Origin of the sequence: Streptomyces arenae, assembly GCF_022343545.1 — a bacterium.
In the GTDB taxonomy this organism is placed as follows: Bacteria; Actinomycetota; Actinomycetes; order Streptomycetales; family Streptomycetaceae; genus Streptomyces; species Streptomyces humi.
Genome location: NZ_JAKQYH010000077.1, coordinates 59,596 through 86,480, shown reverse-complemented (window position 1 = coordinate 86,480; position 26,885 = coordinate 59,596). Strand labels below are relative to the sequence as shown.

Here is a 26,885-nt window from a genome sequence, read left to right as displayed (position 1 = left end):
CCGGGGCGTCCGCAGGGACAATGGAGCCCGTGCGCTATCGGATCCTCGGCACCACCCAGGTACTCCGCCCCGACGGTACGGCCGTCCCCGTGGGCGGGGCGCGGCTGCGTGCCCTGCTGACCGTGCTGGCGCTGCGGGCCGGCCGCCCGGTCCCCGCCGGGCTGCTCGTCGACGAGGTCTGGGGCGACGACCCGCCCGCCGACGCGAGCGGCGCGCTCCAGGCGCTGGTCGGCCGGCTGCGGCGGGCTCTCGGCGCCGACGCGATCGACTCCACCGACGCGGGCTACCGCCTCGCCGCCGCCCCCGACGACGTCGACCTGCACCGCGTCGAACGGCTCACCGGCGACGGCCTGCGCGCCCTCGCCGACGGCGACCCCGCCAAGGCGGCGACCGTCCTCGACGACGCCCTCGCCCTCTGGTACGGCCCGGCCCTCGCCGACCTGCCCGACCGCACCGCAGAGGCGGCCCGGGCCGACGTCCGCCGGCTGGACGCCCTGCGCGCCCGCCACACCGCCGCCCTCGCCCTCGGCCAGGCCGAGCAGTCCCTCCCCGAGCTCACCGCCCTGTGCGACGCCCACCCCCTCGACGAACCGCTCCAGGCCCTGCGCCTGCGCGCCCTGGGCGCCACCGGCCGCACCGCCGAGGCACTGGCCGCCTACGACGGCGTACGCCACCTGCTCGCCGACCGCCTGGGCTCCGACCCCGGGCCCGAACTGCGCGCCCTGCACGCCGAGTTGCTGGACCCGGCACCGGCACCGCAGGCGCCCGGACCACGCCCGGGCAACCTGCGTGCCCGGCTCACCTCGTTCGTCGGCCGCGAGGCGGACATCGAGACCATCCGCGCCGACCTCGGCACCGCCCGGCTGGTCACGCTGCTCGGACCCGGCGGGGCCGGCAAGACCCGGCTGTCGCAGGAGGCCGCCGAGACCGTGCGGTACGCGGCCCGCGACGGGGTCTGGCTGGCCGAACTCGCCCCCGTCGACGATCCCGCCGCCGTACCCGAGGCCGTGCTCAGCGCGCTCGGCGCCCGCGAGACCGTGCTGTACGGCGCCGGCGCCGAGGGCATGCGGGCCGCCGCCGACCGGCACGACGACCCGGTCGAACGGCTCGTCGAGCACTGCGCCCGGCGCCGGCTGCTGATCATCCTCGACAACTGCGAGCACGTCGTCGACGCGGCGGCCGACCTCACGGCCCGGCTCCTGGAGCGCTGCCCGGACCTGACCGTCCTGGCCACCAGCCGCGAACCCCTCGGCGTCCCGGGGGAGTTGCTGCGTCCGGTGGAACCGCTGCCCGATCCGGTGGCGCTGCGGCTGTTCGCCGACCGGGGCGCCGCGGCCCGCCCCGGCTTCACGGTGCACGCCGACGAGGAGACCGCGGCGGCCTGCGCCGAGATCTGCCGCCGCCTGGACGGACTGCCCCTCGCCATCGAACTGGCCGCCGCCCGGCTGCGGATGCTCACCCCGCGCCAGATCGCCGACCGCCTCGACGACCGCTTCCGCCTGCTCACCTCCGGCAGCCGTACCGTGCTGCCCCGCCAGCAGACCCTGCGCGCGGTCGTCGACTGGTCCTGGGACCTGCTCGACGCCGCCGAACGAGACGTCCTCGGCCGGCTCTCCGTCTTCGCGGGCGGCTGCGACCTGGCCGCCGCCGAGGCCGTCTGCGGCCCCGCCGCCCTCGACGCGCTCGGCTCCCTGGTCGACAAGTCCCTGGTGGTGGCCGCCCCTTCGGCGGACGACGCCACCATGCGCTACCGGCTCCTGGAGACCGTCTCCGAGTACGCGGGCGAACGCCTCGACGAGAGCGGCGACCGGGCCGCCGCCGAACGCGCCCATCTGACGTACTACCGCGAACTGGCCCGCACCACCGACCCGTTGCTGCGCGGCCCCGGCCAACGGGCCGCGCTGGCCCGGTTCGGGCTGGAGTACGAGAACCTGCGCACCGCGCTGCGTCACGCCGTCGCCGCCCGGGACGAGCAGGAGGCGCTGTGCCTCGCGCACTCCCTGATCTGGTACTGGCAGACGCGCGACCAGCGCATCGAGACCCGCACCTGGTGCGGCGAGATCATGGCCCTCGGCCCCGACCCCTTCGCCGCGCCGGCCGCGCGGGCCGAAGCGGTGTGGCAACGGCTGACCGCGGCCCCGCCGCCGTACCGCGGGGAGATCCTCGCCGAGGCCCGGCGCGGTGTCCACCTGGCGCAGATGGCCTGCATGGACACCGAACTGGACCTCTGGCAGACCCCGGCCGCGCAGGCCAAACTACGGGCCGTCACGGAGGTCTACGCCCCCGGTCTGCCGCAGACCACCCGCGCGCCCGGCATGTTCTGGTTCTACGCCGTGATGCTGACCGGCGGCGTGGAACGGCTGCGCGAGATCGTGGACGCCGGTGTCGACGTCTGCCGGCGCACCCCCGGCTACGAGTGGGAACTCGCCGCCGCCCTCCAGATGCGGGCCAACGTGCTCGCCAACCGGGCCGTCTGGGCCGGTGACGCCACCCGCGACGCCGACGAGTCCCTGGAGATCTTCCGGCGCCTCGGCGACGACTGGGGAACCGCCGAGGCCCTCTCCGCCCGCGCCGAGTCCCGGGAGCGCAAGGGGGAGTTCACGGCCGCCGCCGCCGACTACCGGGCCGCCGTCGAGCACGCCGCACGCCTCGGTGCCCGCGCCCAGGTCAGCGTGCTCGAGGCGCGCCTCGGCAGTGTGCTGCTTGAGTCCGGCGACACCGGACAGGGCGAGCGGCTGCTGCGCGAGGTGATCGCCCGCGAGGAGGGCCTGCACAACGAGGCGATGCCCGCCGCCCGGCTCTTCCTGTCCGGCTGGCTCACGCTGGACGGCCGTACCGCCGAGGCCCGTGAGCAACTCCAGCTGCTGCGCGAGGAGTTCAAGATCGCGCACTTCGTGGTCTTCGACGCCCTGATCCTCACCCAGGAGGCCTGGGTGGACGCCCTGGACGGCCTCCACGCCGAGGCCCTGGCCAGACTCCGGCAGGCGTGCCAGTACGTCACGGACCCGCTGACCCAGGCCATCGCCCCGCATCTGCAGTCCGTCTGCCTGACCGTCGCCGCGCTCGCGCTGGCCGGTCTCGACGGCGGGGTGCGCGCCCCGGACGCGGTCCGCTGCCTGGGCGCCGCCGACGCCCTGCTGCCCCCCGGCCACGTCCCCGCCGGTATCGAGCGCACCGCCCGTGAGCGCACGGAGGCCCGGGTCCGGGCGGCGCTCGCCGACGACGGGCTCTGGGCGCCGGCGTACGCCGAGGGCGGTGGCCTCTCCCTCGCGGAGGCCACCGCCCTGATCTGAGCTTTCCCCTGGGACGTCAGCTCTTGGTGCGGAACTTGTGGATCGCGACCGGCGCCATCACCGCGGTGAGCCCGACCGACCAGGCCAGCGTCACCCACAGGCTGTGCGCCACCGGGCCGCCGAGCATTAGCCCGCGCGCGGTGTCGGCGAGCGCGGACAGCGGGTTGTAGTCGGTGAAGGACTGGAGCCAGCCCGGCATCGAGTCGGTCGGCGCGAAGATCGACGAGCCGAACTGCAGCGGCATCAGCACCAGGAAGCCCATCGCCTGCACCGACTGCGCGCTCTTCATGATCACGCCGAGGGTGAGGAACACCCACATCAGGGCCGAGCCGAACACCGCCGACAGGCCCACCGAGGCCAGCAGCCCCGACCAGTGGGTGATGTCGAAGCCCACCAGCACGGCGACGACCATCAGGACCGCGGTCGCGAACAGCATCCGCATCAGCTCCACCGCGATCTTGGCGAACAGCACCGAGCCGCGGCCGATCGGCAGGGACCGGAAGCGGTCCATCACACCGGAGTTGAAGTCCGTGTTGAACCCGGTGCCCACGCCCTGGGCCATGTTCATCCCCATCATGGCCATCAGGCCGGGGACGACGTACTGGACGTACGCCTGCTGGCCGCCGCCCAGCGACTGGCCGATGGACCCGCCGAAGACGTACACGAACAGCAGCGTGAAGATCACCGGGAACAGGATGGCGTCGAACATCGACTCCGGGTCCTGCCGGATCCACAGCAGGTTGCGGCGGACCAACGCACCGGTGTGCCGCAGATGGGCGCGCAGCGAGATGGGGCTGTCGGTCACGGGGACGGTGGTGGCGGCGGCGCTCATACGGCGACCTCCTGACGGTCGTCGGCGGGCTGGGGGTCCTGCGGGGCACTGGCGCGGTGGCCGGTGAGGGACAGGAACACCTCGTCCAGGCTGGGCAGTTCGGTGGTGATGGAGCTGATGGTGATCCCGCGCGCGGTGACGGCGCCGACCACCGCGGTCAGCTGCTCGTCGCTGAGGATCGGCACCAGCAGGGACCCGGCCTCCGCGTCCACGGTCGTACCGGCGAGCCCGGTGATGCCCAGCTCGTCGATCATCTGGGCGAGCGGCCGCACCTGGAGCGGGTCGACGGGCCGTACCCGCAGCGTCCGTCCGCCGACCTTCGCCTTCAGCTCCTCCACCCGGCCGTTCGCGATGACCTGCCCGCGGTCCACGACGGTCAGCTCGGAGGCGAGCTGCTCGGCCTCCTCCATGTACTGGGTGGTCAGCAGCACGGTCACGCCGTCGCCGACCATCGCCTTGACCTCGGCCCACACCTCGTTGCGGGTGCGCGGGTCGAGACCGGTGGTGGGCTCGTCCAGGTAGAGCACCTGGGGGCGCCCGATCATCGAGGCGGCCAGGTCGAGGCGGCGGCGCATACCGCCGGAGTAGGTGGAGGCGGGCCGGCGCGCCGCCTCGGTCAGCGAGAACCGCTCCAGCAGCTCGTCGGCCCGGGCCCGCGCGTCCTTGCGCGACAGGTCCAGGAGCCGCCCGATCAGGTACAGGTTCTCCCAGCCCGGCAGCTTCTCGTCCACCGAGGCGTACTGGCCGGTCAGGCCGATCACCCGGCGCAGCTGGCGGGGCTGGCGCAGCACGTCGTACCCGGCGACGGTGGCCTCACCGGCATCCGGCTGAAGCAGCGTGGACAGGATGCGTACGAGGGTCGTCTTGCCCGCCCCGTTGGGTCCGAGGACACCCATCACGGTGCCCTCACGGACGTCCAGATCAACTCCGTCGAGTGCCTTGGTGTCGCCGTAGTGCTTCACCAGCCCCCGTACGGACACGGCGTTGTCGTTGATTCGCGTCATGGGGAGAACCGTGCCAGGCACCACCGACAAACCACCGACAGCCCGCCGACACGGTCCGACAGCCCGCCGACACGGGTACCGTCCACGGCGTGACCACCCACCCCGCCCAGACCGTCCGCACCGGCCGGCTGGACCTGCTGCCGCTGCGCGTCGAGCACGCCGAGGAGATGGCGGCGGTGCTGTCCGACCCCGCCCTGCACACCTTCACCGGCGGCACCCCGGAGACCGCCGTGGACCTCCGCGCGCGCTACCGGCGCGTCACCGCGGGCTCTCCCGACCCGGCCGTCTCCTGGCTGAACTGGGTGATCCTGCTGCGCGCCGAGTCCTGCCTGACCGGCTACGTCCAGGCGACCGTCACCGGCCAGGTGGCCGAGATCGCCTGGGTGGTGGGCACCCCCTGGCAGGGCCGGGGCATCGCCACGGAGGCGGCCCGCGCCGTGGCCGACCGGCTGGCCCGGCCGCCGGTCCACACGCTCCTCGCCCACATCCACCCCGACCACCACGCCTCCGCAGCGGTGGCCACGGCCGCCGGCCTCCACCCCACGGACACCCGCCAGGACGGCGAGATCCGCTGGAGCCGGCCCGCACAGCCCTAGCCGCTGCCTGGCCACGAACGGCAGCCGGCCCGCCGACGGGGGAAGATCGGCGGACCGGCTGTGGTGTTTCCGCAGTGGCTCTAAAGCGCCCCGAAGGGGCGCGGGGAACTGCGCGACCAGCCACGACGCCGCCGCAGACGAACGACGACACGCATCGCGGCACCCCCCAGCGGAGCGCTAGTGCACCGAGTGCTCCTCCAGCGGGAACGTTCCGCCCACCACGTCCTCGGCGTACGCCCGCGCCGCGTCGCCCATGACCGCGCGCAGGTCCGCGTACTTCTTGACGAACTTCGGCACCCGCCCCGGCGTCAGGCCCAGCATGTCCGTCCAGACCAGGACCTGCGCGTCGGTCTCAGGCCCCGCGCCGATGCCGACCGTCGGGATGTGCAGCACCCGGGTCACCTCGGCCGCCAGCTCCGCAGGGACCAGTTCGAGGACGACCGCGAACGCGCCCGCGTCCTGGACGGACTTGGCGTCCCGCAGCAGCTGCTGGGCCGCCTCCTCACCACGGCCCTGCACCCGGTAGCCCATCGCGTTGACGGACTGCGGGGTCAGGCCGATGTGCGCCATCACCGGGATGCCGGACTCGACGAGCAGCCGGATCTGTTCGTGGGAGCGCTCACCGCCCTCCAGCTTGACCGCCCCGACACCGGCCTCCTTGACCAGCCGGGTCGCCGAGCGCAGCGCCTGCACCGGGCCCTCCTGGTAGGAGCCGAAGGGGAGGTCGCCGACGATCAGGGCGCGCTGCGTGCCGCGCACCACGGCCGCCGACAGCATCGTCATCTCGTCGAGCGTGACGGGTACCGTCGACTCGTACCCGAGGTGGCAGTTGCCCGCCGAGTCGCCGACCAGGAGGACCGGGATCCCGGCCTCGTCGAAGACCGAGGCGGTCATCGCGTCGTACGCGGTGAGCATCGGCCACTTCTCGCCGCGTTCCTTGGCGAGGGCGATGTCGCGGACCGTGATGCGGCGGGTGCCCTTGCCCCCGTACAGCGTCCTGCTGCCGTCGGAGGGGCTGTGCTGCACAGTCTGGGCAGCCGGAAGCTGCGTCATGACAACGGCTCCTTCAAGTCATCTCGAGGCACCCTGACGGTGTCCCCGGACCGCTTCCATGGTGGCACTTCGTGCCGTCCGCGGCCAGGGGACCGTCATGTGATCCATCGGTCATCGCCGTGCCCCCGGTCGGCGCGCTGCGTAAGGCCTCGGTAAAGGAATTTAGATACGAGACGGTTCCGTATTGAAATGGGTCTAGGCTCGGCGCCATGACAACTCCTGCCGACCACGCTCCTCCGGGCCCCCGGATACCCGAGGCGGTGCACCGCCGCCGCTGGGCCATCCTCGGCGTCCTCATGCTCAGCCTGCTGATCGTGGTGCTCGACAACTCGATCCTGAACGTCGCCGTCAAGACCATCTCCACCCCGGCCCCGACCGGCCTCGGCGCCACCCAGAGCCAGCTGGAGTGGGCGATCAACGCCTACACCCTGGTCTTCGCCGGACTGCTGTTCAGCGCCGGTCTCGTCGGCGACCGGGTCGGCCGCAAGAAGGTGCTGATCGGCGGCATCGTCGTGTTCGGCGTCGGGTCCGCGCTGGCCGCCGAGTCCGGCTCGCCCGGTGAGCTGATCACCTTCCGCGCGCTGATGGCCCTCGGTGCCGCCTTCGTGATGCCCGCCACCCTCGCCGTCCTGATGAACGTCTTCGAGCGTCAGGAACAGCCCAAGGCCATCGGCATCTGGGCGGGCGGCGTCGGCCTCGCCATCGCCATCGGCCCGATCACCGGCGGTGTGCTGCTCGACCACTTCTGGTGGGGCTCGGTCTTCCTCATCAACGTACCGATCGTGATCATCGCGCTCGTCCTGATGGTGTGGCTGGTGCCCGACTCGCGCGACCCGCGTCCGGGCCGGATCGACCCGGTCGGCGTGGTGCTCTCCGTGGTCGGCCTGGTGCTCCTGGTCTACGGCATCATCAAGGGCGGCGAGCTCGCCGACTTCACCGACGCCAAGGTGCTGGCGACCATCTTCGCCGGTGTCGTGGTCCTCGCCGGCTTCGTGCTCTTCGAGAAGCGCAGCGACCACCCGTCCCTGGACGTCACCTACTTCAAGAACAAGGTGTTCTCGGCCGCCATGGCCGCCATCGCGCTGGTCTTCTTCGCGCTGATGGGCGTGACCTTCTTCTCCGTCTTCTACACCCAGAGCGTGCGCGGCTACTCGCCGTTGCAGTCCGGTCTGCTGATGCTGCCGCTGGCCGCCGCGCAGATGATCTTCGCGCCGCGGGCCCGGCTGGTCGTCGAGCGGTTCGGCAACAAGGCCACCACCGGAGGCGGTCTGGTGCTGCTCGCGGGCACCCTGGCGGCGTTCGCCGCGTTCGAGGCCGACACCCCGATCTGGCTCCTTGAGGTCGTCTTCTTCCTGATGGGTCTCGGCATGGCGCACGTCATGACGCCGACCTCGGTCGTCATCATGCAGGCGCTGCCCCGTGAGAAGGCCGGCTCCGCCTCCGCGCTCAGCAACACCTTCCGCCAGGTCGGCGGCGCCCTCGGCATCGCCGTGCTCGGCTCGGTGCTCTCCACGTCCTACCGCAACGGGATCGAGGGCAAGCTCGGCGCGCTGCCGCCCGGGCTGCGCGACACCGCCGGCGAGTCCATCGAGGCCACCCTCGGGGTCGCCGGCAAGCTCGGGGCGCAGGGCAAGGCCCTGGTCACGCCCGCCAACGACGCCTTCCTGCACGCCATGCACCTCACCGCCCTGTGCGGCGCGGGCGTCGCGCTGATCGGTGCCGTGGTCGCGGTCCTCTTCCTGCCGGGCAGGCCGCCGGCCGGTCAGCAGGGCGACCGGGAGCAGGAGTTGGTCGTGGCGGCGGAGTGAACGACCAGGAGTCGGTCGTCGCGGCGGAGTGAACGACCGGGGGGCGGCGGGGCGGGAACCACGGGGGGAGGCGTCGGCTGCGGGAGAATTCCCGCAGCCAGTGAGAGGACGGTACGACGTGACACTTGCCGACAGCGGTCCCCGGTCCGAGGGCCCGGCCAGGGGGCGCCCCCGCAGCGAGGCGGTGGAAAGCGCCATCCTGGAAGGGGTGATGAAGCTCCTGGAGGACGGCGTGCCGCTCGCCGAGCTGTCCATCGAGCGGATCGCGCGGACCGCCGGCGTCGGCAAGGCCACCATCTACCGCCGCTGGAACGGCAAGGAGGAGCTCTTCGTCGACGTGATGCGCGCCGCCGAGCCCCCCGACCCCGAACTCCCCGGCACCTCCATGCGCGACGACCTGATCGTCCTGCTGGAGGCGCTGCGCCGGCGCGGCCTGAAGAACCGTTCATCGGCGATCATGCACAACGTCCACGCCCAGATGAAGAGCAGCCCCCGGATCTGGAACGCCTACCACACCAACGTGGTGAACCCCCGGCGTGAACTGGGTATGGAAGTGCTGCGCCGCGGCCAGCGCAACGGCGAACTCCGCGCCGACGTCGACCTCGAACTGGCCAACGACATGTTCACCGGCCCGATGCTGCTCCGGGCCGTCCTGCGCCCGGACTCGGAACTCCCCGAGGGGCTCGCCGAACAGATCGTCGACGAGGTGCTGGCCGGGCTACGGCCCGTCAGCTCCCCGGAGCCGTAGCGGGAGTGTGCGCGTTCTGTCACAGCCCGCGCCGGCCCGGCGATAACCGGAACCCCTCCCGACGGCTTGTTCGTCCTCGTCTTCCGTACGGCCGTCATGTGACGGCGGGAACGAGGCCGATCATCCCCTAGGGTCGTATCCGGGGGACGACGGTGTGCACGGCAGGTTGTGAGGCAGGCGGTATGGCGCAGCAGGCGTACATGACGGAGACGGACAACGGCGGCTCGGGACCCGAGCGCGGCAGAGACCGGTTCCGGCGCCTGGTGAACCGCTTGCTGTCCGGCTGGCGCGACGATCCGCGGATCTGGCGCCGGGGTCTGGTCCTCGCCGCCGTCGCGCTGCTGCTGGCCGGTGTGATGCTGATGCACTCCCGCATCCCGAACGCGGTCGGCAACCTCGGCAGTCTCACCGAAACCTTCCTGCCGTGGCTGGGCCTGCTGATCCCGGTGCTGGTGCTGCTCGGTCTGGTGCGGAAGTCGGCGACCGCGCTGATCGCCGTACTGCTCCCGGCGATCGTCTGGCTCAACCTGTTCGGCGGGCTGCTCGGCGACAAGTCGGGCACCGGCGGCGACTTCACGGTGGCCACCCACAACGTCAACGCCGACAACCCCGACCCGACCGGCACGGCGACCCGGCTGGCCGCCTCCGGCGCCGACGTGCTCGCCCTGGAGGAACTGACCGCGTCCGCCGTACCGACCTACGAGAAGGCGCTGGCCTCGACGTACAAGTACCACGCGGTCGAGGGCACGGTCGGCCTGTGGAGCAGGTACCGCCTCACCGGGGTGAAGGCCGTCGACATCAAACTGGGCTGGGTACGGGCCATGCGCGCCACGGTCGCCACACCGCACGGCCCGCTCGCCGTGTACGTCGCCCATCTCCCCTCCGTCCGCGTGAAGATGAACGCCGGGTTCACCGCCCGGCAGCGGGACAAGAGCGCGGACGCGCTGGGCGAGGCCATCGCCGACGAGACCCTGTCGCGGGTGATCCTCCTCGGCGACCTGAACGGCACGATGAACGACCGTTCCCTCAACGCCGTCACCTCGCAGATGCGCTCCACGCAGGGCGCGGCGGGCAGCGGCTTCGGGTTCAGCTGGCCGGCCGCGTTCCCGATGGCCCGGATCGACCAGATCATGGTCAAGGGGGTGGAGCCGGAGAGCTCCTGGACCCTGCCACGGACCGGCAGCGACCACCTGCCGATCGCGGCACGTGTGAACCTGACCACATCGGGTTCGTGAAATCCGCTGGTCAGCGCCGTGTTGTTGCTTTTGTCAGGACAATTGGACGCCCGGTCGTAACCTGGCGGAATACTGGGCCTGGGAGACTTTGTTCCGTAACTGAACTTAGAACGCACGGAACCCTGCTCCCCGAAAGGCAACGCCCTTCATGCCTCTGGCCCTGCTCGCACTGGCCGTCGGCGCTTTTGGTCTCGGCACCACCGAATTCGTGATGATGGGCCTGCTGCCCGACGTCGCCGGCGACCTGCACATCTCGATCCCCACCGCCGGACACCTGGTCTCGGCGTACGCGCTGGGCGTCGTCATCGGCGCCCCGCTGCTGGCCGCGCTCACCGCGCGCCTGCCCCGCCGTACGGTCCTCATCTCCCTGATGGCCCTGTTCGTCGCGGGCAACGCGCTCTCCGCGCTGGCCCCCGGCTACGACTCCCTGCTGGCCGCCCGCTTCCTGAGCGGCCTGCCGCACGGTGCGTTCTTCGGCGTGGGCGCGGTCGTCGCCACCGGCCTGGTGGCCCCCGAACGCAGGGCCCGCTCGGTCTCCCTGATGTTCATGGGCCTGACCGTCGCCAACATCGCGGGCGTCCCGGTCGCCACCCTCATGGGCCAGCACCTCGGCTGGCGGGCCACCTTCCTGGGCGTGAGCCTGATCGGCGTGGCGGCGATGGCGGCGGTGTTCCTCCTGATCCACCCCACACAGACCCCGGCCCCCACCTCCGGCCTGCGCGGCGAACTCACCGCCCTGCGCTCCCTCCCCGTCTGGCTGGCCCTCGCCACCACGGTCGTCGGCTTCGGCGCCCTGTTCTCCGCGTACAGCTACATCACCCCGATGCTGACGGAGTCGGCGGGCTACACCCAGGGCAGCGTGACCCTCCTCCTCGCCCTGTTCGGCGTCGGCGCCACGATCGGCAACCTGGTCGGCGGCCGCCTCGCCGACCACGCGATGCGCGGCACGCTCTTCGGCGGCCTGGCGTCGATGGTGGCGGTGCTGCTCCTCTTCCCGGTCCTGATGCGGACGGAGTGGAGCGCGGCCGTCGCGGTCGTCCTCCTCGGCGTGGCGGCCTTCGTCACCGGCTCCCCGCTCCAGCTGATGGTCATGGAACGCGCCGCCGCGGGCCCCTCCCTGGCCTCCTCGGCCAACCAGGCGGCCTTCAACCTCGCCAACGCGGGCGGCGCCTGGATCGGCGGCGTGGCCCTCGCGGCGGGCTTCGGCGTCACCTCCCCGGCCCTGGCCGGCGCGGCCCTCGCGGTCCTCGGCCTGGGCGTGGCGAGCGTGGCGTACGCGGTGGACCGCCGCAGGGCCGTCCCGGCGCCCACCGGTCACGTACGCGTGATCGCCTCGCACGTCCCGGAGCCGGCGGAACCGGTCCGCTCCTCCTGACCGTCAGTGCCCCGGCGACCGCCGGGGCACTGCTGTGTGCGGCGCGTCCGGTGGTCAACGGGCGGGCCCGGTGATCACCTTCGGGTGAAGCGGTTCAGACGGGGCGTCGGCGGTCGGATCTGCCTACGATGATGTTCTCGACACCAGCCCCTGGGAGGCACGCGATGTCCGCCGCAGCCATCGAGCAGCCCTTCGACGACGAGCCGTTCTCGCTCACGGCCATCGCCGACGAGATCATGGAACGGCATCCGGGCTACCGAGTCGAGATCATCGGAGGCCACCTCCTCGTGACCCCATCACCGGATGCCCCTCACGCCCGTGCCCTGACCGGCCTGATGATCCCCTTCATCGCCGCAGGTCTACACGGAGAGGAAACCGAGGTCCTCCAGAACGTCGGCCTCTGGCTGCCCACGGGAGCCGAGGACTACGCGATTCCCGACCTCGCGATCGTGGACGCCGACATCGACGACCACCTCGTCGAGAACAACGCGTACGACCCCGTCTGCTTCCGTCTCGTCCTGGAGGTCACCTCCAGCAACTGGAAGGACGACCTGAAGACCAAGGCCGTGGCGTACGCCCAGGCCAAGGTCCCGGTCTACGTCATCGTCGACCGCAAACACCAGCGCGTCCACGTGCTCACCGATCCCGACGGAGAGAAGTACGAGCATCACCGCCCGTACTCGCCCGGCGAGACCGCTACGCTGCCCGGCTCGATCGGCGCCAAGGTCACCCTCGACGTCGACCAGATCCTCAAGGCCGCCCAGAAAAAGACCGACTGATCAGCCGGCGTCGGCCGGCTGCGGTGTCCGCAACGCGTCGTCGAACACCTTGGTGAAGAGGCGCAGTTTCTCGTCGTCGCCGGACAGGCCCGCACGGTCGGTGCGGGTGCGCAGCCAGTACCGGCGGCCCTCCTCGTCGGCCAGCAGCCCCGAGGCGTGGGCGCGGAGCTGGTGCTCGGACAGGGCCCCGATGCGCCACCGCAGTTCCCAGGCCGTCACCTGGGCCTCGAAGAACAGGTGCCGACGCACTTCGCCGGGCTCCGAACCGGCGAACTCCGCCCCGGCCGCGGCCCGCCCCAGCTCCGGATCGGCAGCGGCGGCCTTCAGCAGCTCCACCTGCGTCCGCAACACGGTGGCCCGCAACGTCTCCCGGTGCTGCTCCCGACGCTGCACCAGGAGCATCAGCAACACGGCCACCCCGGCGGCCAACAGCAGAGCGAACAGGATCGGCACAGCAACTCCCCCCGGAGCAACGGCAATTGAGCCAGATGCTCCCCGGCTCCCCCAGAAGCGGCAAGAAGCCCCCGACTTCCTTCCCGGAACCCTCACAACCCGGCCCGGGGCGGCACCCCGCACGGTCGCCGGATCAGGGGGCGTCCGCCGAGCCCGTGTACCCGACACCGAAGGCGAACGCGCGGCTCCCGCCGGGTTCCAGAGCGAGGGCGGCGGCCTGGTCCGGGCGGTTGAAGGCGTCGGTCGTGGTCTCGACGGGTTCGAGGGCGACGGCGGCGCGGCGGTCGCGGGCCAGGGTGTCGCCGGTGAAGACGTGCAGGTAGCCGCTGTGCTGCCAGACGCGCAGTTCCTCGCCGGTCGCGGGATCGGCCAGTACCGTCTCGATCCGGCCGCCGGGTCCGGGGGTGAGGTCCGCGTAGCAGGCGTCGATGACCGCGCCGCCCAGTCGTCTCGGCGCCCGGAAGTCCATGTCGGGGCGGTCGTCCAGGGGGATTCGGGCGTCCTCGCCAGGCAGCGGGATGAGGGCGGCGTCGGTGCGGATCAGGGTCTGGGCGGGGATGCGCAGGGTCAGGTCGTCGATGGGGCGGGACAGGGTGAAGTACGGGTGCCAGCCCGTCGCGTAGGGGGCGGTGGTGTCTCCCACGTTCGTCGCCCGGACGTCGACGCCCAACTCGTCGGCGGTGACCGTGTATGCGACCGTGAGGTCGATCGCGAAGGGGTAGCCGGGGTGTGCGCCCGGCCGGATGGCCGTGGTGTGCAGGAGCAGGCGGGCGGAGTCCGGGCTCGTGGTGGCGTCGGCGAGTTCGAAGGCGGTCTCGCGGGCGAAGCCGTGGTAGATCAGCCGGTCGCCGTGCCGGCCCGGGAGCAGGTCGTGGTCGTGGCCGTCGTAGTGGTAGCGGGCGTCGGCCACCCGGTTGGGGAAGGGGGCCAGCAGGCCGGCGCGTACGCCGTCCTGGGCCAGGAGTTCCTTCTCGTCGCGGTAGCCGTCCGTCAACTCCGTGAGCCGGCCCGTGGCTTCGCTTCTTACCTGCCAGCTCAGCAGTGTCGCGCCGCGCAGGGCGAGGACGGCGCGTACGCGGTCGTCCGGTGCGGTGACGACGAGGACGGGTTCGCCGCCGAGGCGGCTCTCAATGATCCGGTACTCGGCGGTCATTCCCGTGCCGTTCCTTTCAGCTCGCTTCGGGGGCGAGCTTCTTCGCGCCGGTCATGATGGCCACCGCGTCCTCCATGGAGTGCGACTGGGGGCTGATGACGCCGGCGCAGGCGCCGAGGCGCTGGATGTGGATGCGGTCGGCGACCTCGAATACGTTGGGCATGTTGTGGCTGATGAGGATGACGCCGAGGCCCTGGTCGCGCAGGTCGCGGACGAGTTTGAGGACCTGGCCGGTCTCGCGGACGCCGAGCGCGGCGGTGGGCTCGTCGAGGATCACCACCCGGCCGCCGAAGGCGGCGGTACGGGCGACGGCCACGGACTGGCGCTGGCCGCCGGAGAGGGTCTCCACGGCCTGGTTGATGTTCTGGAGGGTGCCGATGCCGAGCCGCTTGATGTGGTCGGCGGCCTGCTTCTTCATCTCGCCGGTGTCGAGCATGCGGAACACCGAGCCGAGGATCCCCTTGCGGCGGATCTCGCGGGCGAGGAAGAGGTTGCTGGCGATGTCCAGGGCGGGGGCGACGGCGAGGGTCTGGTAGACGGTCTCGATGCCCGCGTCGCGGGCGTCCTGGGGCCGCTTGAAGTGGACCTCCTTGCCGTCGACCAGGATGCTGCCCTGGTCGGGGACGAGGGCTCCGGACAGGCACTTGATCAGGGTGGACTTGCCGGCGCCGTTGTCACCGATGACGGCGAGGACCTCGCCGGCGTGCAGGGTGAGGTCGACGCTGTTCAGGCCGACGACCCTGCCGAAGAGCTTGACCAGGCCCTTGGCTTCGAGAACGGGGGCGGTGGCGGTCGTCACGACTTCACACTCCGGATCCACTGGTCGACGGAGACAGCCGCGATCACCAGGATGCCGACTGCGAGGACTTGGTAGTTGGGGTCGATGCCGGCCAGCGCGAGACCGTTGACGAAGACCTGGACGATGAGCGCGCCGATCAGCGAGCCGAAGACCACCCCGCGGCCGCCGAACAGGCTGGTGCCGCCGATCACCACGGCGGTGATCGACTGAAGGTTGGCGTTGAGACCGCTGTTGGGGTCACCGCCGCCGACCCGGCCGACCAGGATCCAGGCGCCCACGGCGATGGCGAAACCGCCCACCATGTAGGCGCTGAGCAGGACCCGGTTGACGGAGATGCCGGCCAGCCGGGCGGCTTCGGCGTCGTCGCCGACGGCGTAGAGGTGGCGGCCCCAGGCGGTGTAGCGCAGGGCGTAGCCGATCACCGCGTACAGGGCGATCATGAGCAGGACGCCGTACGTGAGGTTCAGCTGTCCGAGGGAGACGGTCTGGCCGCTCCACAGCAGGATGTTACCCGGCTGGAGGGCGACGGTCTGGCCCTTGGCGTAGATGAGGGTGATGGCGGTGAACACGCTGAGGGTGCCGAGGGTGACGATGAACGGCGGCAGCTTGATCCTGGTCACCAGCAGGCCGTTGACGGCCTGGGCGGCGATCGCGACGACCCCTCCGGCCAGCAGGGCGAACACGCCGGGCCAGTGGTTGTCCGCGACGAGCTTCGACATCAGCAGTGAGGACAGCACCATCACCGCGCCGATCGACAGGTCGATGCCGGCGGTGAGGATGATGACCGTCTGGCCGACGGCGAGCGAACCGATGACGGCCACCTGCTGGGCGACCAGCGAGAGGTTCTGCAACGCGTAGAAGCGCTCGTTCACCAGGGAGAACACGATCGCGGCGAGCACCAGGACGATGGCCGGGCTGAGGGCCGGCTGGCGGTGCAGCACCGAGTGGATGCGCTGGCTGGGGGTGGCGGGCCTGTTGAGGAACTCCTCCGCCGGTGCCGGTGTGGTGTTGTCCACGTGGGTGGTCACAGGGGGTCCTTCCGGTGTCTTCCCTGGTACGGGCTCATGGGCTCGTGGAGTGAGGGTGCGGCGCTGGTGCCGTCACGACGGCCTGCGGCGCCGCACCCGGCGGAGTGTCAGCTGCCCCAGCAGGCGGAGGCGGCCTGCGAGGGGGACTGCACGGTCACGCCGTCCAGGGACTTGGCGGCGACGAGGGCGGTACCGGTGTCGTAGAAGGACTTGCCGTCGGTCACGCCGGGCTTGCTGCCGCCGCGGGCCAGCTTGGCGATCGACGTGACGCCGAGGGCCGCCATCTTGCCCGGGTACTGCACCGCGTCGGCGGCGAACTCACCGCTGGTCACGTTCTTCAGGCCGGAGCAGCTGCCGTCGATCGCGTAGATCGCGGCCTGCTTCTGCTTGCCGGCCGCCTTGAGCGCGTTGTACGCGCCCTCGCCCGCGGGCTCGTTGATCGCGTAGACGACGTTGATGTCAGGGTTGGCCGACAGGCAGTTCTCCATCGCGGTGCGGCCGCCGTCGATGGCGCCCTGCGTGGGCTGGTGACAGACGACCTTGTACGTGCCGCCCTTGCCGCCGGTGTACTTGCCGGACTTGGCTTCCTTGCCGTTCTCGGTCTTGCTGCCCGGGTCGATGCCCAGGCCCTCGAGGAAGCCGTGGTCGCGGTTGATGTCGACCGAGACGACCTGGTTGTTGAACAGGTCGAGCATGGCGATGACGGCCGGCTTGCCGTCGAGGGCCGCCGCCGCGTACTGGCCGATGAGCTTGCCGGCCTGCTCGTTGTCGGTGGCGTAGGTGATGTCCGCGGTGCTGGCCGGGTTCGGCGCGGTGTCCAGGGCGATCACGAACAGGCCGGCCTGCTTGGCCCGTCCCAGGGCGGCGTTCACCGCGTCACCGTTGGTGGTGATGAGGATGCCCTTGTCGCCGCGCGATATGGCGTTGTCGATGGCGGTGATCTGGGTCTGGGTGTCGCCGTCGGTGGTGCCCGCCGCCACCGTGAGACTCACGTTGTCCTTGGCGGCCTGGGACTTGGCGTCCTTCTCCATGCTCACGAAGTACGGGTTGGTGAGCGTCTTGAGGATGAGCGACACACCCACCTTGCCGCCGCCCCCCGAGGCGGACGAGGAGGCGCTTCCGTTCGAGGAACCGCAGGCCGCGAGCGTCGCGCCGAGGCAGACCGTGACGCCGATCGCCGCCGCCCGGTTACGCCGTCCGGCGCGGCTCGACAGGTGACTGGTGGAGAAGTTCATGGCTCGATCCCTTTCGGATCCGTCCCTTGGCCGACGCTGAGACAACGTTGACTGGGCGAGATACTGGGCCTGTATGGACGAGCGCGTCAAGACGCTGATAGACATGCGTCGGCAACGAGTAGGTAACGCGAATCCGGTTGGAGACAACGATGACTCAGGGCGAAGCGCCGCCCCGGTCCACCCGCAGCCGCCCCACCATGCGTGAGGTCGCGGCGCTGGCCGGAGTCGCCATCAAGACGGTCTCGCGCGTGTTCAACGGCGTCCCCACCGTCGATCCCGCGATCGTCGCCAGGGTCCGCGAGGCAGCCGACCAACTGGGCTACCGTCCCAACCTCACCGCGAGCAGTCTGCGCCGCGGCGACGGTCGTACCGCCACCATCGGCATGCTCGTCGAGGACGCCGCGAACCCCTTCTCGGCCGCCCTGACCCGGACCGTGGAGAACGTGGCCCGGGAACGCGGAGTCCTGGTGCTGGTCGGCAGCGTGGACGAGGACCCGGCACGCGAACGGGAGCTGGCCCAGGCGCTCGTGGACCGCCGGGTGGACGGGCTGGTCATCGTCCCGGCGGGACGCGACCAGAGCTACCTGATCAGCGAACAGCGCTCCGGCACCCGCATGGTCTTCGTCGACCGCGAGGCCGGTCTCCTGGACGCGGACGCGGTCGTCTCCGACAACCGGCAGGGCGCCGTCACCGCCGTCAACCACCTGCTCGAGGCCGGTCACCGCCGGATCGCCTACCTCGGCGACCGCGCCTCCATCCCGACCGCCGCCCAGCGCTTCGACGGCTACCGGCACGCGCTGGAGGTCGCGCACCTCACCTACGACGACGAGATCGTGCGGCACGGGCCGGCCAGCGAGGAGGCCGCCGTCGCCGCCACCAAGGAGCTGCTGGAGCTGCCGGATCCGCCCACGGCGCTGTTCACCAGCCAGAACCTGGTCACCATAGGTGCCCTGCGGGCCCTGCGCGCCCTCGGGCTTCAGGACACCGTCGCCCAGGTGGGCTTCGACGACTTCCCCTTGGCCGACATCCTCAACCCGGGCGTCTCCGTCATCGCCCAGAACGTCGAGGAGGTGGGCAGGACCGCCGCCGAGATGCTCTTCCACCGTCTGGACGGCGACGAGTCGCCCACCCGCACCGTCACCGTGCCGACCCGGCTGATCGAGCGGGGCTCCGGCGAGATCCCAGCCGAAGGACCCCGCCATGACTGAAGCCGTACGACCGGCAGCGCAGCCCCCGGTCGTGACCGTGATCGGTGAAGCCCTCATCGATCTGGTCCAGCTCGACGCCCCCGGCGACTACCGGGCCCGGCCCGGCGGCAGCCCCTTCAACGTCGCCATCGGCCTCGCCCGGCTCGGCCACCGCACCGCGCTCATGGCACGGCTGGCCGACAACACCTTCGGCCGGCTGCTGCGCGCGCACGCCGCGGCCGAGGGTGTCGACCTGACCCGCGCCCCGGCGGCCGCCGAACCCACCACGCTCGCCGTGGTCTCCATGGACGCGGAGGGCCGGGCGAGTTACGACTTCTACCTGGAGGGCACCGCGGACTGGCAGTGGAGCGAGGCGGAGACCGCCCTCGTCCCCCGGGACACGGCCGTGCTGCACTTCGGTTCGGTCGCCTCCTGGACGTCTCCGGCCGACCGGCACATCCACACCGTGGCCCGACGCCTGCGCGCCGAGGGCACGGCGCTGATCAGCTACGACCCCAACATCCGCCCCGCACTCCTCGGCGACCCCGAACGCGGCAGGCAGGCCGTCGAACGGAGCGTCGGCACCGCCCACCTCGTCAAGGCCAGCCGCGAGGACGTCGAGTGGCTCTACCCGGACACGCCGATCGAGAAGACCGCCGCCCGCTGGCTGGAGCTCGGCGCGCTCCTCGTCGTCATCACCGACGGCCCCGACGGCGCCCATGTCTTCCACGCCGGCGCGGGGAGCCTGAGCCGTCCCGGACGGAAGGCGGCGGTGGTGGACACCGTCGGCGCGGGGGACGCGTTCACCGCGGGGCTGCTCGGCGCGCTGACCCGGCACGGACTGCACAGCCCGCGGGCGCTGGCCGCGGCCGGCCCGGGCGCACTCGCGGTCGCCGTGGACGACGCGATCCTCGTCTCCGCGCTGACCTGCGAACGCCTGGGCGCCGACCCGCCCACCGCCCTGCCCCGCCCCACGTCGCCCGCCCAGTCCCCCCTGGAGGCGACAGACCTGACGTTCCCGGACGACACCCGCGGCACGCCCACGGACGGTTCGGCGCCGCGGCCGACGCAGCCGCCCGGAAGCTGACCGGGACACCGGCCGGGAGCTGACCGTGACGGACGTGAGCCCTCCCGATCAGGGGTGTCGCCAGGTGCCCGGAGCACCCGGCCACACCCCGCCGGAGGGACCGGTCACTGCCAGATGGACGCCAGGTGCCACGCCTTCAGCCGGCCCGTGTGGCGGAGCCGGCCCGGCGTCGCCGGATCGTTTCTCAAGTAGGCGCAACGCAGCGGAAAAGGAACGGTCGCCGAATGGTCATCACGGCGCATCGGTCCTGTGCGTGAAGATCTTCTGCGGATACGGTCGGGGCGCGGTGGTTGACGGGGCACTGACAACTTGCCCTCGTGGCCCCGCAGCAGTTCGTACGGGGGCAGTCGTCGAGAGCCGGGGCAAGCCGGACACTTCTGAGTTGTGCTGTCGAGGTCACCATCCGCCGTGCGGATGATCCGACCCCCCCGTTCGCCATTGATCACCGAGCGGGGAAGTCATGTCGCGTATCACCGAACGTCTGAGACCCGCGACCCAAGTGTCGCGCGCCGTCCTGCTGTTGTTCGCCCTGCTGGTGGGGGTCCTGGTGGCTCCCGGCCGTGCCGAGGCCGTCAGCTGTCCCGGCGGTACGACCGACCAGTCACCGATCGTGGTGGAGCCGGAGGCCGCGAGCTCCACCACCACGACCCCGGTGCTGTCGGTACTCCTTGAGACCTACAACGGCGTCGGCAGCATCAGCGGCTCGCTGTTCGTCACCGACAGTGCGGGCAACGCGGTGGCCGGCACGCCGATGGCCACCGGCTCCGTCCTGTCGGGCCAGCGCCTGACCTACCAGGTGCCCGCAGGCGCGCTGAGCGTCGGGACGACGTACAAGTGGTGGGTCACGGCGTCGATCTCGGCCTGCGTCCACTCCAGCAGCAGCCCGATCAGTTTCACCCCCACCACCTCGACGTCTTCGCCTGGCACGACAACGGGGCCCGACGCGGTGACGATCACCGGCTCGTCGCTGACCGCCGAGACGGCGAAGAGCGACCCCACCGCGTGCTCCGGCTCGCCGTGCCCGTTGTCCCAGAACCCCGCCACACTGGACGTCGGCGGCGACGGCGCCTCGCACTGGGTCTCGGCCCTCAAGCCGGACCTGTCGGCCATCCCCACCGGATCCACCATCGACAGCGCCACCCTCAACCTGAAGTCCACCGCCTGCCTCAACGGCTGTGCCGGCGACACCCTGAACATCGGCCTGGCACAGGACGACGTGACCACGCGGACCGACGGCAAGTCGCTCGCCGCGGTCAGCACCACGCTCACCGCGAGCGGCGCCGAGGCGGCCGGAACCTACGACATCACCACGCTGGTCGCCGAGTGGGCCGACGGCGACGTCGCCGACGACGGCATTCTGCTGTCGGCGTCGGACGAGACGACCGCGACCTCCGGGGTCGGCTACGCCGGTCCGACCGCGGCCTCCGGGGCCGCGTCGATCAAGGTGACGTACACCCCGCCCGCCGTGCCGAGCGCCCCCACCTCGCTGACGACGACCGCCGGTGACGGCGGTGTCCTCGTGGCCTGGGCCGAACCGGCCTCGACCGGCTACGTCGAGGGGGAGCACGCCACCGACAACGACGACCCCGGTGACGGCATATCCTCGTACACCGTCAGCGCGGTCAACGCCGCCGGCAGCACCGTGGCCACGACGACCACGTCCACCACCACCGAGGCCCTGCTGACCGGCCTGACCGACGGGACGAGCTACACCGTCAAGGTCACCGCCACCAACCCGGTGGGCACCGGACCGGCGGCCAGTGCCACAGGTGTCAGCCCCGAGGCGGTACCGGGCGGGCCCACGCAGTACGTCCAGGCGGTCAGCCAGATGCTGAACGCCCGCGACGGACTGGAGAAGGGCACCTACAGCACGTCCACCGCCGCACTGGCCTCGGACTCCTACTCCACCTACGTGTCCACCTGGCTCGGCTACGAGTCAGCGGCCGACGTCGGGGTGCACACCGCGGAGTCGGCGAACAGCGAGTCGGAGACCAGCGACACCACGACCCTGTCCAACTCCCTCGCCGCCCTCTCGGCGGACGGCAGCATGGTGACCGTCTACACGACCGCCGACGAGACCTTCACCACCGTCGACACCAAGAACGGCACCACGGACACCACCCCCGGCGAGGCGATCGACCAGGACGCGTACTCCTTCAGCGTCACCGGCACCGTGCCGCAGATCTCCCAGGCGGCCGACGCCGACGCCCTCGTCAAGCCGGTGACCGCCGCCTCCGAGATCACCGCCTACTCAGCCTCCCTCGACGGAACGCCCGCCGGCACACCGTCCGCTCTGGCCACCGACTCCAGCACCGGATACTTCACCGCCGGCACCGAGACGGTCAGCGCGTCAGGCGGTCACTGGGCCAACCTCTCCGGCGTCGTCGCCTGGGCGAACAAGTGGTACGACGGCACGTACAACGGGTTCTCCGACGACTGCACCGACTTCGCCTCCCGCGCCCTCCACTACGGCGGCAAGCTGAACGAGAACACGCCGAGCGTTCCGCCCGCGCACCACTCCGACGACCACTACTGGTTCCAGTCGCACGGCCTCTTCGGTGCCACCACCAGCTATTCCTGGGCCGGCGCCTACCACCAGGCGAACTTCCAGAACATCGAAGGCTCGTACTTCTACAGCTACGCCCTGGACGCCTCCCCGGGCGATCTGATCTTCGCAAACTGGTCGGGCGGCTCGTTCTCCGGGATCTCCCACACCGGGGTCGTCGTGAAGAACCACGGTGGCAACCTCTACATCGACCAGCACTCCAACACCCGGCACAACGAACCGCTGCTGAAGGAAGGCAGCCAGAAGACCTGGGCCTCCGGCCACCCCAACCTGCACGTGTGGATCGTGTCTCCCCACACCAAGTTCTGAAATCCCGGAGAGAGAAGGAGCGGACGTGAACGCATCCAGGGCCGCCCGACCGCGCGCGGTGGCGGTCGCGGCCGTCGTCCTGCTGACGGCCGGTTGCTCCGGGCACTCCCGGCCGACGCCGACCCCGCATGTCCTGCTGGCCGGCGGCGTCTACCAGGGCAAGTCCTGGTCGGTGTACGCCTGGCAGCAGGGCGGGCAGCTGTGCATGGAGGTCGACGGGCCCGGTGACCCGACGGCCTCGGGGGTGGCGAGCGCGGGAGCTTGCGGCTTCGACCAGAAGAACCCGTCATCGGGCTACTACGCCAGCGGCCCGGGGCCCGGTGACAGCAACGTCAACTACGGTCCCCTGCCCTCGCGCGCCACACAGATCCGGGTGGCGACCAAGGAGATCCTGCCGACCAGGCCGTTCCCGGCCGGCAAGCAACTGCCCGCGGGGCGCTACTGGATCCAGATCATCCCGAAGGACTGGCCGCTCCCGGCCGACGGCAGGTCGATCTCGCCCGAACCCCTGGACGCGTCGGGCCGGCGGGTCGCGTATCAGGACTTCTGACAAGCAGGCGCAACACGAAGGGGCGTGAGGTCCGTCAGGACCCCACGCCCCTGTGTTCAGCGGATCACCGCGTCAGTGCTTGCGGTGTGCCTGCGGCTTGTACGAGTCGACGTAGCCGTTGGCCGGGGTGCCGACGCCGGTGACGTCGTCGTAGCCCTTGACCGCGGACAGGGAGCTGTCCTTGCCGAGGCTGCGGACCGAGGTCAGCAGGCCGTCGGTGGCGTCGTAGCCGTTGGCGAAGTCGACGCGGGCGACCGCGAGGTCCTTGCCGGTCGGCTTGTCCGTGACGTCGTGGTACACCGTCGTCCCGTACTTGGAGTAGATCAGCGGGTTGGCGAAACCGATCGCCTTGCCGCCGTTCGCCTCCTGCGCCAGCGCCTGGACCGCGGCGATGACCGGCGCGGCCAGCGAGGTGCCGCCGATGCGGTACTCGCTGTACGCCTCGGTGCCGTCCGCCTGGGTCTGGGTCTGGCCCACCAGGAAGCCGGTGTTCGGGTCGGCGATCGCCGAGATGTCCGGGACCACGCGGTTGCCGGTGCTGCTGTTGGCCTTCGCGAGGGAGTCCGGGACGACGCCCTTCTGGTAGTACGGCTCGTTCACCGTCTTGCTGGTGCCGCCGCCCGCGCCCGAGGTGAACGGGCCGGGGAAGCCGGTCCAGCTCTTGCCGTCGGCCGACAGCGAGGCCTTCTCGGTGCCCCAGCCGGTCTCCCACAGGTACTTGTCGCCCTTGCCGACGGCGAGGGAGGTACCGCCGACCGCGGTCACCCAGGCGGAGTTGGCCGGGGTGTCGACCTGCTTCGTCTTCGTCTTGGCGACCTCGTCGCCGTTGTCGCCGGAGGAGAAGTAGAAGCCGATGCCCTGCACCGCGCCCAGCTGGAAGACCTGGTCGTAGGCGGCCGCGAGGTCCGGGGTCTGGTTGGCCTCGATGTCGCCCCAGGAGTTGGAGACGATGTCGGCCAGGTGGTTGTCGACGATCTTGCTGAGCGAGTCCAGCAGGTCGTTGTCCAGGCAGGACGCGGCGCCCACGTAGGTCACGTCGGCGTCCGGCGCGACCGCGTGCACGGCCTCGACGTCGAGGGTCTCCTCGCCGTACCAGCCGGAGGCGTCGCACTCGTCGGCGCCGGTGTACGTGTAGTTCGAGGGCAGCACCTGGTGCAGCTGGCTCGTCTTCCACGCGGCGTCGCCGTGCGCCTTGGCGTAGGTGCCCGCGTCGAAGGCGATGGTCGGCGAGGCGTACGCGTCCGTGATGGCGACGCGCACGTGCTTGCCGGTGTACTTGCCGGCGCCGTAGGCGGCCCGCAGCTGCTTGCCCGTGTAGCCCTTGATGGCGTACGGGATCTTGCTGCCGTACGCGTCCGGCAGGGTGCTCGCGGTGTTCGAGCCGTAGTACGAGGAGAACGGCCCGGAGTTCTTGAACACGGCGCCGGGAGGCGGCAGCGTGTCGTCGTGGGTCGCCTTGTGCGGCGCGTTGTCCAGGCCGGTGACGGTCAGGACCGCGGAGCTGACGGCGGCCGGCACCGACGCGGTCTGCGCCGGGGCGTGGTACGTCTTCGAGCCCTTGGCGTAGTTGTGCAGCTGGGTACCGAAGGCACGCTCGACGGCGGACACGTCGCCGGAGATGCCGATGTAGTGCTCGGTGACCTCGGTGACCTTCAGGCCGGAGCCGGTCAGCCAGGACTTGACGGCCTTCACCTGGGCCGTGGTGGCACCGTAGCGGGCCTGGACCTGCTTGGCGCTCAGGTACTTGCCGTAGAGCGGCGAGCTGGGGTCGGACACCGCCTTCGCGTATGCCGCGAGGCCCTTGGCGTCCTGGCCGGCCAGGTAGACCCGGGCCTTGACCTGCGCGCTGTTCGAGGTGGCGCCCTTGTCCGCCTTGGCCGTGGCCCAGAGGGGCTTGGTGCCCTTGAGGGTGTCACGGGCCGGGTTGTCCGCGGCGTGCGCCGCGGGTATGCCGAGCGCGAGCGCACCGGCGATCATCGGCAGTGTCGCTGCCAAGCTCACGCCGGCCCGCACCTTGGCACGGTTCGATCTCATACTGCCCCCTGCTATGCGGTTCGTCGCATGAAGTGGTCGGTCATGCGTGATCACCGGGAGGCCAGCGGCGGAACGGCCCGTGAATGGATCACGCGGTGAACGTCACTCTTACGGTGAACTGTTCATGCCAGGGGAATGAAAAGCCCAAGGAAGTGCCAAGTGCGGTTTGATTAGGGGCTTTTGGTCGACTTTCGACCGCACGCAGAACATTACAGATCGGTTGCGATTGTTGTTGAATGCTTGCGGTACCGTTAAGTCGACAAATCCCTGCTCTTGGGCGCCAGTTCAGCCGCGCGGCTTCGCGCCCCGCTCCGTCAGCATCTGCTTCATCGTGGCCAGTTCCGACTGCTGCGCGTCCACCATGCCCTGGGCGAGGTTCTTCTCCACCGCGACGGTGCACTTGGCCACACAGCCCTCGGCCATGTGGATCCCGCCCTTGTGATGGTCCGTCATCAGCTGGAGGTAGAAGATCTCCGCCTGCTTCCCGTTCAGGGTCCCCAGCTTCTTCAGCTCCGTGTCGGTCGCCATGCCCGGCATCAGCGAACCGTCCCCGCGCTCGGGCATGTCACCCATGCCCATCCAGGCCATCGGCGGCTTCGCCGACACCTTCGGCAGGTCCCACAGGTCCAGCCAGCCCAGCAGCATGCCGCGCTGGTTGGCCTGCGTCTGCGCGATGTCGTAGGCGAGCCGCCGTACGTCCGCGTCCTTCGTGCGGTCGCGGACGATGTACGACATCTCCACGGCCTGCTGGTGATGGACCGCCATGTCCCGCGCGAACCCCGCGTCCGCCCCGTCGGCGCTCGGGACGCCCGGGCCGGAGCCGCCGCCGCCGTCCTCGGCGACCGCGTACGTGATCGCGCCGGCCGCGACGAGCACCGCCGCCGTTCCGGCGATCCAGCCGATGTGCTTCCTCACGTCACATCGTCCCGCCGGTGCACGAGGCACCCGGCTCCGGCGTCTGCTTGCCCTGCACGTACGTCTCGAAGAACTTGCCGACCTTCGGGTCGTCCGCGCTCTTCACGCTCAACTGGTGCCCCCACGCCGACAGTTCGATCGGCGAGGTCTGGTCCGCGTACGGGCTCATCAGCGAGTACGGCGTCTGCTTCACCTTCGCGGCCAGCTTGTCGACGTCGGCCTTGGCCGCCTTGCCGGTGTACGTCACCCAGACCGCACCGTGTTCGAGGGCGTGCACGGCGTTCTCGTCCTTGACGGCCTTGGTGTAGACGTTGCCGTTGCAGTTGAGCCACACCGGGTTGTGGTTGCCGCCGACCGGCGGGTGCATCGGGTACTTCACGGTCCCGGTCACATGCGTACGGGCCAGCTTGCCCGTCCAGGTCCGCACCCCGTCGCTGCCCGTGACGAAGTGCCCGGAGTCCCCGGAGGAACCGCCCTTGGCGTCGCTCGCGCTGTCGCTCTTGTCCGACTGCGAGTTGACGAGCACCACACCGCCGACGATCAGGCCCGCCACGACCACGACACTCGCGCCGATCGTCAGGATCCGGTTGCGTCGCTCGCGCGCCTGCTCGGCGCGCCGCATCTGCTCTATGCGCGCCTTGCGTTCGGCGTTGCCGGCCTTGTTCTTCGCGGAACCCATGAGGTGTGTCCTTCTGGGGGAAAGGGACGTGGAGGTTGGGGCTCGCTGATCGTAATGGGGGAGATGGGACCAGACGTAGGTAGGGCACAGGAAAGAGCCGGAAAGTCCCGGGATCCGACAGGAAACCGATAATTTGAACGGCGGATGCGTATTACTTACGCTGGCCG

Annotated in this window: 22 protein-coding genes; 11 read left to right on the top strand and 11 right to left on the bottom strand. The window is 70.9% G+C overall.

The genetic code is table 11. The features are described 5' to 3' along the window. Window positions 1-20 precede the first annotated feature (20 nt). Window positions 21-3,293: a BTAD domain-containing putative transcriptional regulator gene (locus MB828_RS37675; RefSeq protein ID WP_301652096.1), complete on the top strand. Its 3,273-nt coding sequence runs from the start codon at window positions 21-23 to the stop codon at window positions 3,291-3,293. A 16-nt stretch (window positions 3,294-3,309) separates the two neighbouring features. Here the strand turns inward: MB828_RS37675 and MB828_RS37670 are convergent, their stop codons facing one another. Further along, window positions 3,310-4,125: an ABC transporter permease gene (locus tag MB828_RS37670; RefSeq protein ID WP_301652095.1), complete on the bottom strand. Its 816-nt coding sequence runs from the start codon at window positions 4,123-4,125 to the stop codon at window positions 3,310-3,312. After that, window positions 4,122-5,129: an ATP-binding cassette domain-containing protein gene (locus MB828_RS37665; protein WP_046733594.1), complete on the bottom strand. Its 1,008-nt coding sequence runs from the start codon at window positions 5,127-5,129 to the stop codon at window positions 4,122-4,124. The genes MB828_RS37670 and MB828_RS37665 overlap by 4 nt, the downstream gene beginning before the upstream one ends. 89 nt (window positions 5,130-5,218) lie before the next feature. Between MB828_RS37665 and MB828_RS37660 the strand changes: the two genes are divergently transcribed. After that, the gene (locus MB828_RS37660) at window positions 5,219-5,725 is read left to right on the top strand and encodes a GNAT family N-acetyltransferase (protein ID WP_301652094.1); all 507 of its coding nucleotides are present in this window, start codon (window positions 5,219-5,221) and stop codon (window positions 5,723-5,725) included. 177 nt (window positions 5,726-5,902) lie between these two features. Here the strand turns inward: MB828_RS37660 and panB are convergent, their stop codons facing one another. Further along, on the bottom strand, window positions 5,903-6,778 hold the full coding sequence (gene panB / locus MB828_RS37655) for a 3-methyl-2-oxobutanoate hydroxymethyltransferase (RefSeq protein ID WP_046733593.1): 876 nt from the start codon (window positions 6,776-6,778) through the stop codon (window positions 5,903-5,905). A gap of 209 nt (window positions 6,779-6,987) precedes the next feature. Between panB and MB828_RS37650 the strand changes: the two genes are divergently transcribed. From MB828_RS37650 to MB828_RS37630, 5 genes are all read left to right on the top strand, one after another. Then, on the top strand, window positions 6,988-8,586 hold the full coding sequence (locus MB828_RS37650; RefSeq protein WP_301652093.1) for an MFS transporter: 1,599 nt from the start codon (window positions 6,988-6,990) through the stop codon (window positions 8,584-8,586). Between the two features lie 118 nt (window positions 8,587-8,704). After that, window positions 8,705-9,334, top strand: a complete 630-nt coding sequence (locus tag MB828_RS37645; RefSeq protein WP_301652092.1) for a TetR/AcrR family transcriptional regulator — start codon at window positions 8,705-8,707, stop codon at window positions 9,332-9,334. 182 nt (window positions 9,335-9,516) lie between these two features. After that, window positions 9,517-10,569, top strand: a complete 1,053-nt coding sequence (locus MB828_RS37640) for an endonuclease/exonuclease/phosphatase family protein (protein WP_301652091.1) — start codon at window positions 9,517-9,519, stop codon at window positions 10,567-10,569. A 148-nt stretch (window positions 10,570-10,717) separates the two neighbouring features. Further along, window positions 10,718-11,944, top strand: a complete 1,227-nt coding sequence (locus MB828_RS37635) for an MFS transporter (RefSeq protein ID WP_301652090.1) — start codon at window positions 10,718-10,720, stop codon at window positions 11,942-11,944. Window positions 11,945-12,108: 164 nt separating this feature from the next. Continuing rightward, window positions 12,109-12,723: a Uma2 family endonuclease gene (locus MB828_RS37630; protein ID WP_301652089.1), complete on the top strand. Its 615-nt coding sequence runs from the start codon at window positions 12,109-12,111 to the stop codon at window positions 12,721-12,723. On the opposite strand, the gene MB828_RS37625 is transcribed toward MB828_RS37630, so the two are convergent. From MB828_RS37625 to MB828_RS37605, 5 genes are all read right to left on the bottom strand, one after another. Then, entirely contained in the window at window positions 12,724-13,176 is a 453-nt protein-coding gene (locus tag MB828_RS37625; RefSeq protein WP_301652088.1) for a DUF6082 family protein, read from the bottom strand. Window positions 13,177-13,309: 133 nt separating this feature from the next. Further along, window positions 13,310-14,329, bottom strand: coding sequence for an aldose 1-epimerase (locus MB828_RS37620; protein ID WP_301652087.1), 1,020 nt, complete (start codon window positions 14,327-14,329; stop codon window positions 13,310-13,312). A gap of 16 nt (window positions 14,330-14,345) precedes the next feature. After that, window positions 14,346-15,128 (bottom strand): ATP-binding cassette domain-containing protein, encoded by a 783-nt coding sequence (locus MB828_RS37615; RefSeq protein ID WP_301652086.1) that lies wholly within the window; start codon window positions 15,126-15,128, stop codon window positions 14,346-14,348. After that, complete coding sequence (locus MB828_RS37610; RefSeq protein WP_301652085.1) at window positions 15,125-16,156, bottom strand: ABC transporter permease; 1,032 nt, start codon at window positions 16,154-16,156, stop codon at window positions 15,125-15,127. Before MB828_RS37610 ends, MB828_RS37615 begins: the two co-directional genes overlap by 4 nt. A 107-nt stretch (window positions 16,157-16,263) precedes the next feature. Then, window positions 16,264-17,391 carry a substrate-binding domain-containing protein gene (locus tag MB828_RS37605; RefSeq protein ID WP_301652084.1) on the bottom strand — a complete coding sequence of 376 codons (1,128 nt, stop codon included), beginning with the start codon at window positions 17,389-17,391 and terminating at the stop codon, window positions 16,264-16,266. Between the two features lie 149 nt (window positions 17,392-17,540). On the opposite strand from MB828_RS37605, the gene MB828_RS37600 reads away from it, so the two are divergent. From MB828_RS37600 to MB828_RS37585, 4 genes are all read left to right on the top strand, one after another. Then, a complete protein-coding gene (locus MB828_RS37600) occupies window positions 17,541-18,599 on the top strand; it encodes a LacI family DNA-binding transcriptional regulator (RefSeq protein WP_301652083.1) in 1,059 nt (352 codons plus the stop codon). After that, the gene (locus tag MB828_RS37595) at window positions 18,592-19,665 is read left to right on the top strand and encodes a carbohydrate kinase family protein (protein WP_301652082.1); all 1,074 of its coding nucleotides are present in this window, start codon (window positions 18,592-18,594) and stop codon (window positions 19,663-19,665) included. Before MB828_RS37600 ends, MB828_RS37595 begins: the two co-directional genes overlap by 8 nt. Window positions 19,666-20,125: 460 nt before the next feature. Then, window positions 20,126-22,540, top strand: coding sequence for a DNRLRE domain-containing protein (locus tag MB828_RS37590; protein WP_301652081.1), 2,415 nt, complete (start codon window positions 20,126-20,128; stop codon window positions 22,538-22,540). 25 nt (window positions 22,541-22,565) lie between these two features. Then, on the top strand, window positions 22,566-23,090 hold the full coding sequence (locus MB828_RS37585; protein WP_301652080.1) for a hypothetical protein: 525 nt from the start codon (window positions 22,566-22,568) through the stop codon (window positions 23,088-23,090). Between the two features lie 72 nt (window positions 23,091-23,162). Here MB828_RS37585 and MB828_RS37580 read toward each other — a convergent pair whose 3' ends face one another. From MB828_RS37580 to MB828_RS37570, 3 genes are all read right to left on the bottom strand, one after another. After that, the gene (locus MB828_RS37580; protein WP_301652079.1) at window positions 23,163-25,124 is read right to left on the bottom strand and encodes a S53 family peptidase; all 1,962 of its coding nucleotides are present in this window, start codon (window positions 25,122-25,124) and stop codon (window positions 23,163-23,165) included. 285 nt (window positions 25,125-25,409) lie between these two features. After that, a complete protein-coding gene (locus MB828_RS37575) occupies window positions 25,410-26,039 on the bottom strand; it encodes a DUF305 domain-containing protein (protein WP_301652078.1) in 630 nt (209 codons plus the stop codon). A 1-nt stretch (window position 26,040) separates the two neighbouring features. Continuing rightward, entirely contained in the window at window positions 26,041-26,718 is a 678-nt protein-coding gene (locus MB828_RS37570; protein ID WP_133022280.1) for a DUF3105 domain-containing protein, read from the bottom strand. Window positions 26,719-26,885: the final 167 nt, after the last annotated feature.

Excerpts from the sequence above, each read along its gene's own strand:
- panB (WP_046733593.1), bottom strand. The coding sequence starts at position 6,778 with ATGACGCAGCTTCCGGCTGCCCAGACTGTGCAGCACAGCCCCTCCGAC.
- MB828_RS37650 (WP_301652093.1), top strand. The coding sequence starts at position 6,988 with ATGACAACTCCTGCCGACCACGCTCCTCCGGGCCCCCGGATACCCGAG.
- MB828_RS37670 (WP_301652095.1), bottom strand. The coding sequence starts at position 4,125 with ATGAGCGCCGCCGCCACCACCGTCCCCGTGACCGACAGCCCCATCTCG.
- MB828_RS37570 (WP_133022280.1), bottom strand. The coding sequence starts at position 26,718 with ATGGGTTCCGCGAAGAACAAGGCCGGCAACGCCGAACGCAAGGCGCGC.
- MB828_RS37590 (WP_301652081.1), top strand. The coding sequence starts at position 20,126 with ATGTCGCGTATCACCGAACGTCTGAGACCCGCGACCCAAGTGTCGCGC.
- MB828_RS37580 (WP_301652079.1), bottom strand. The coding sequence starts at position 25,124 with ATGAGATCGAACCGTGCCAAGGTGCGGGCCGGCGTGAGCTTGGCAGCG.
- MB828_RS37635 (WP_301652090.1), top strand. The coding sequence starts at position 10,718 with ATGCCTCTGGCCCTGCTCGCACTGGCCGTCGGCGCTTTTGGTCTCGGC.
- MB828_RS37620 (WP_301652087.1), bottom strand. The coding sequence starts at position 14,329 with ATGACCGCCGAGTACCGGATCATTGAGAGCCGCCTCGGCGGCGAACCC.
- MB828_RS37675 (WP_301652096.1), top strand. The coding sequence starts at position 21 with ATGGAGCCCGTGCGCTATCGGATCCTCGGCACCACCCAGGTACTCCGC.
- MB828_RS37630 (WP_301652089.1), top strand. The coding sequence starts at position 12,109 with ATGTCCGCCGCAGCCATCGAGCAGCCCTTCGACGACGAGCCGTTCTCG.
- MB828_RS37605 (WP_301652084.1), bottom strand. The coding sequence starts at position 17,391 with ATGAACTTCTCCACCAGTCACCTGTCGAGCCGCGCCGGACGGCGTAAC.
- MB828_RS37595 (WP_301652082.1), top strand. The coding sequence starts at position 18,592 with ATGACTGAAGCCGTACGACCGGCAGCGCAGCCCCCGGTCGTGACCGTG.
- MB828_RS37640 (WP_301652091.1), top strand. The coding sequence starts at position 9,517 with ATGGCGCAGCAGGCGTACATGACGGAGACGGACAACGGCGGCTCGGGA.
- MB828_RS37665 (WP_046733594.1), bottom strand. The coding sequence starts at position 5,129 with ATGACGCGAATCAACGACAACGCCGTGTCCGTACGGGGGCTGGTGAAG.
- MB828_RS37600 (WP_301652083.1), top strand. The coding sequence starts at position 17,541 with ATGACTCAGGGCGAAGCGCCGCCCCGGTCCACCCGCAGCCGCCCCACC.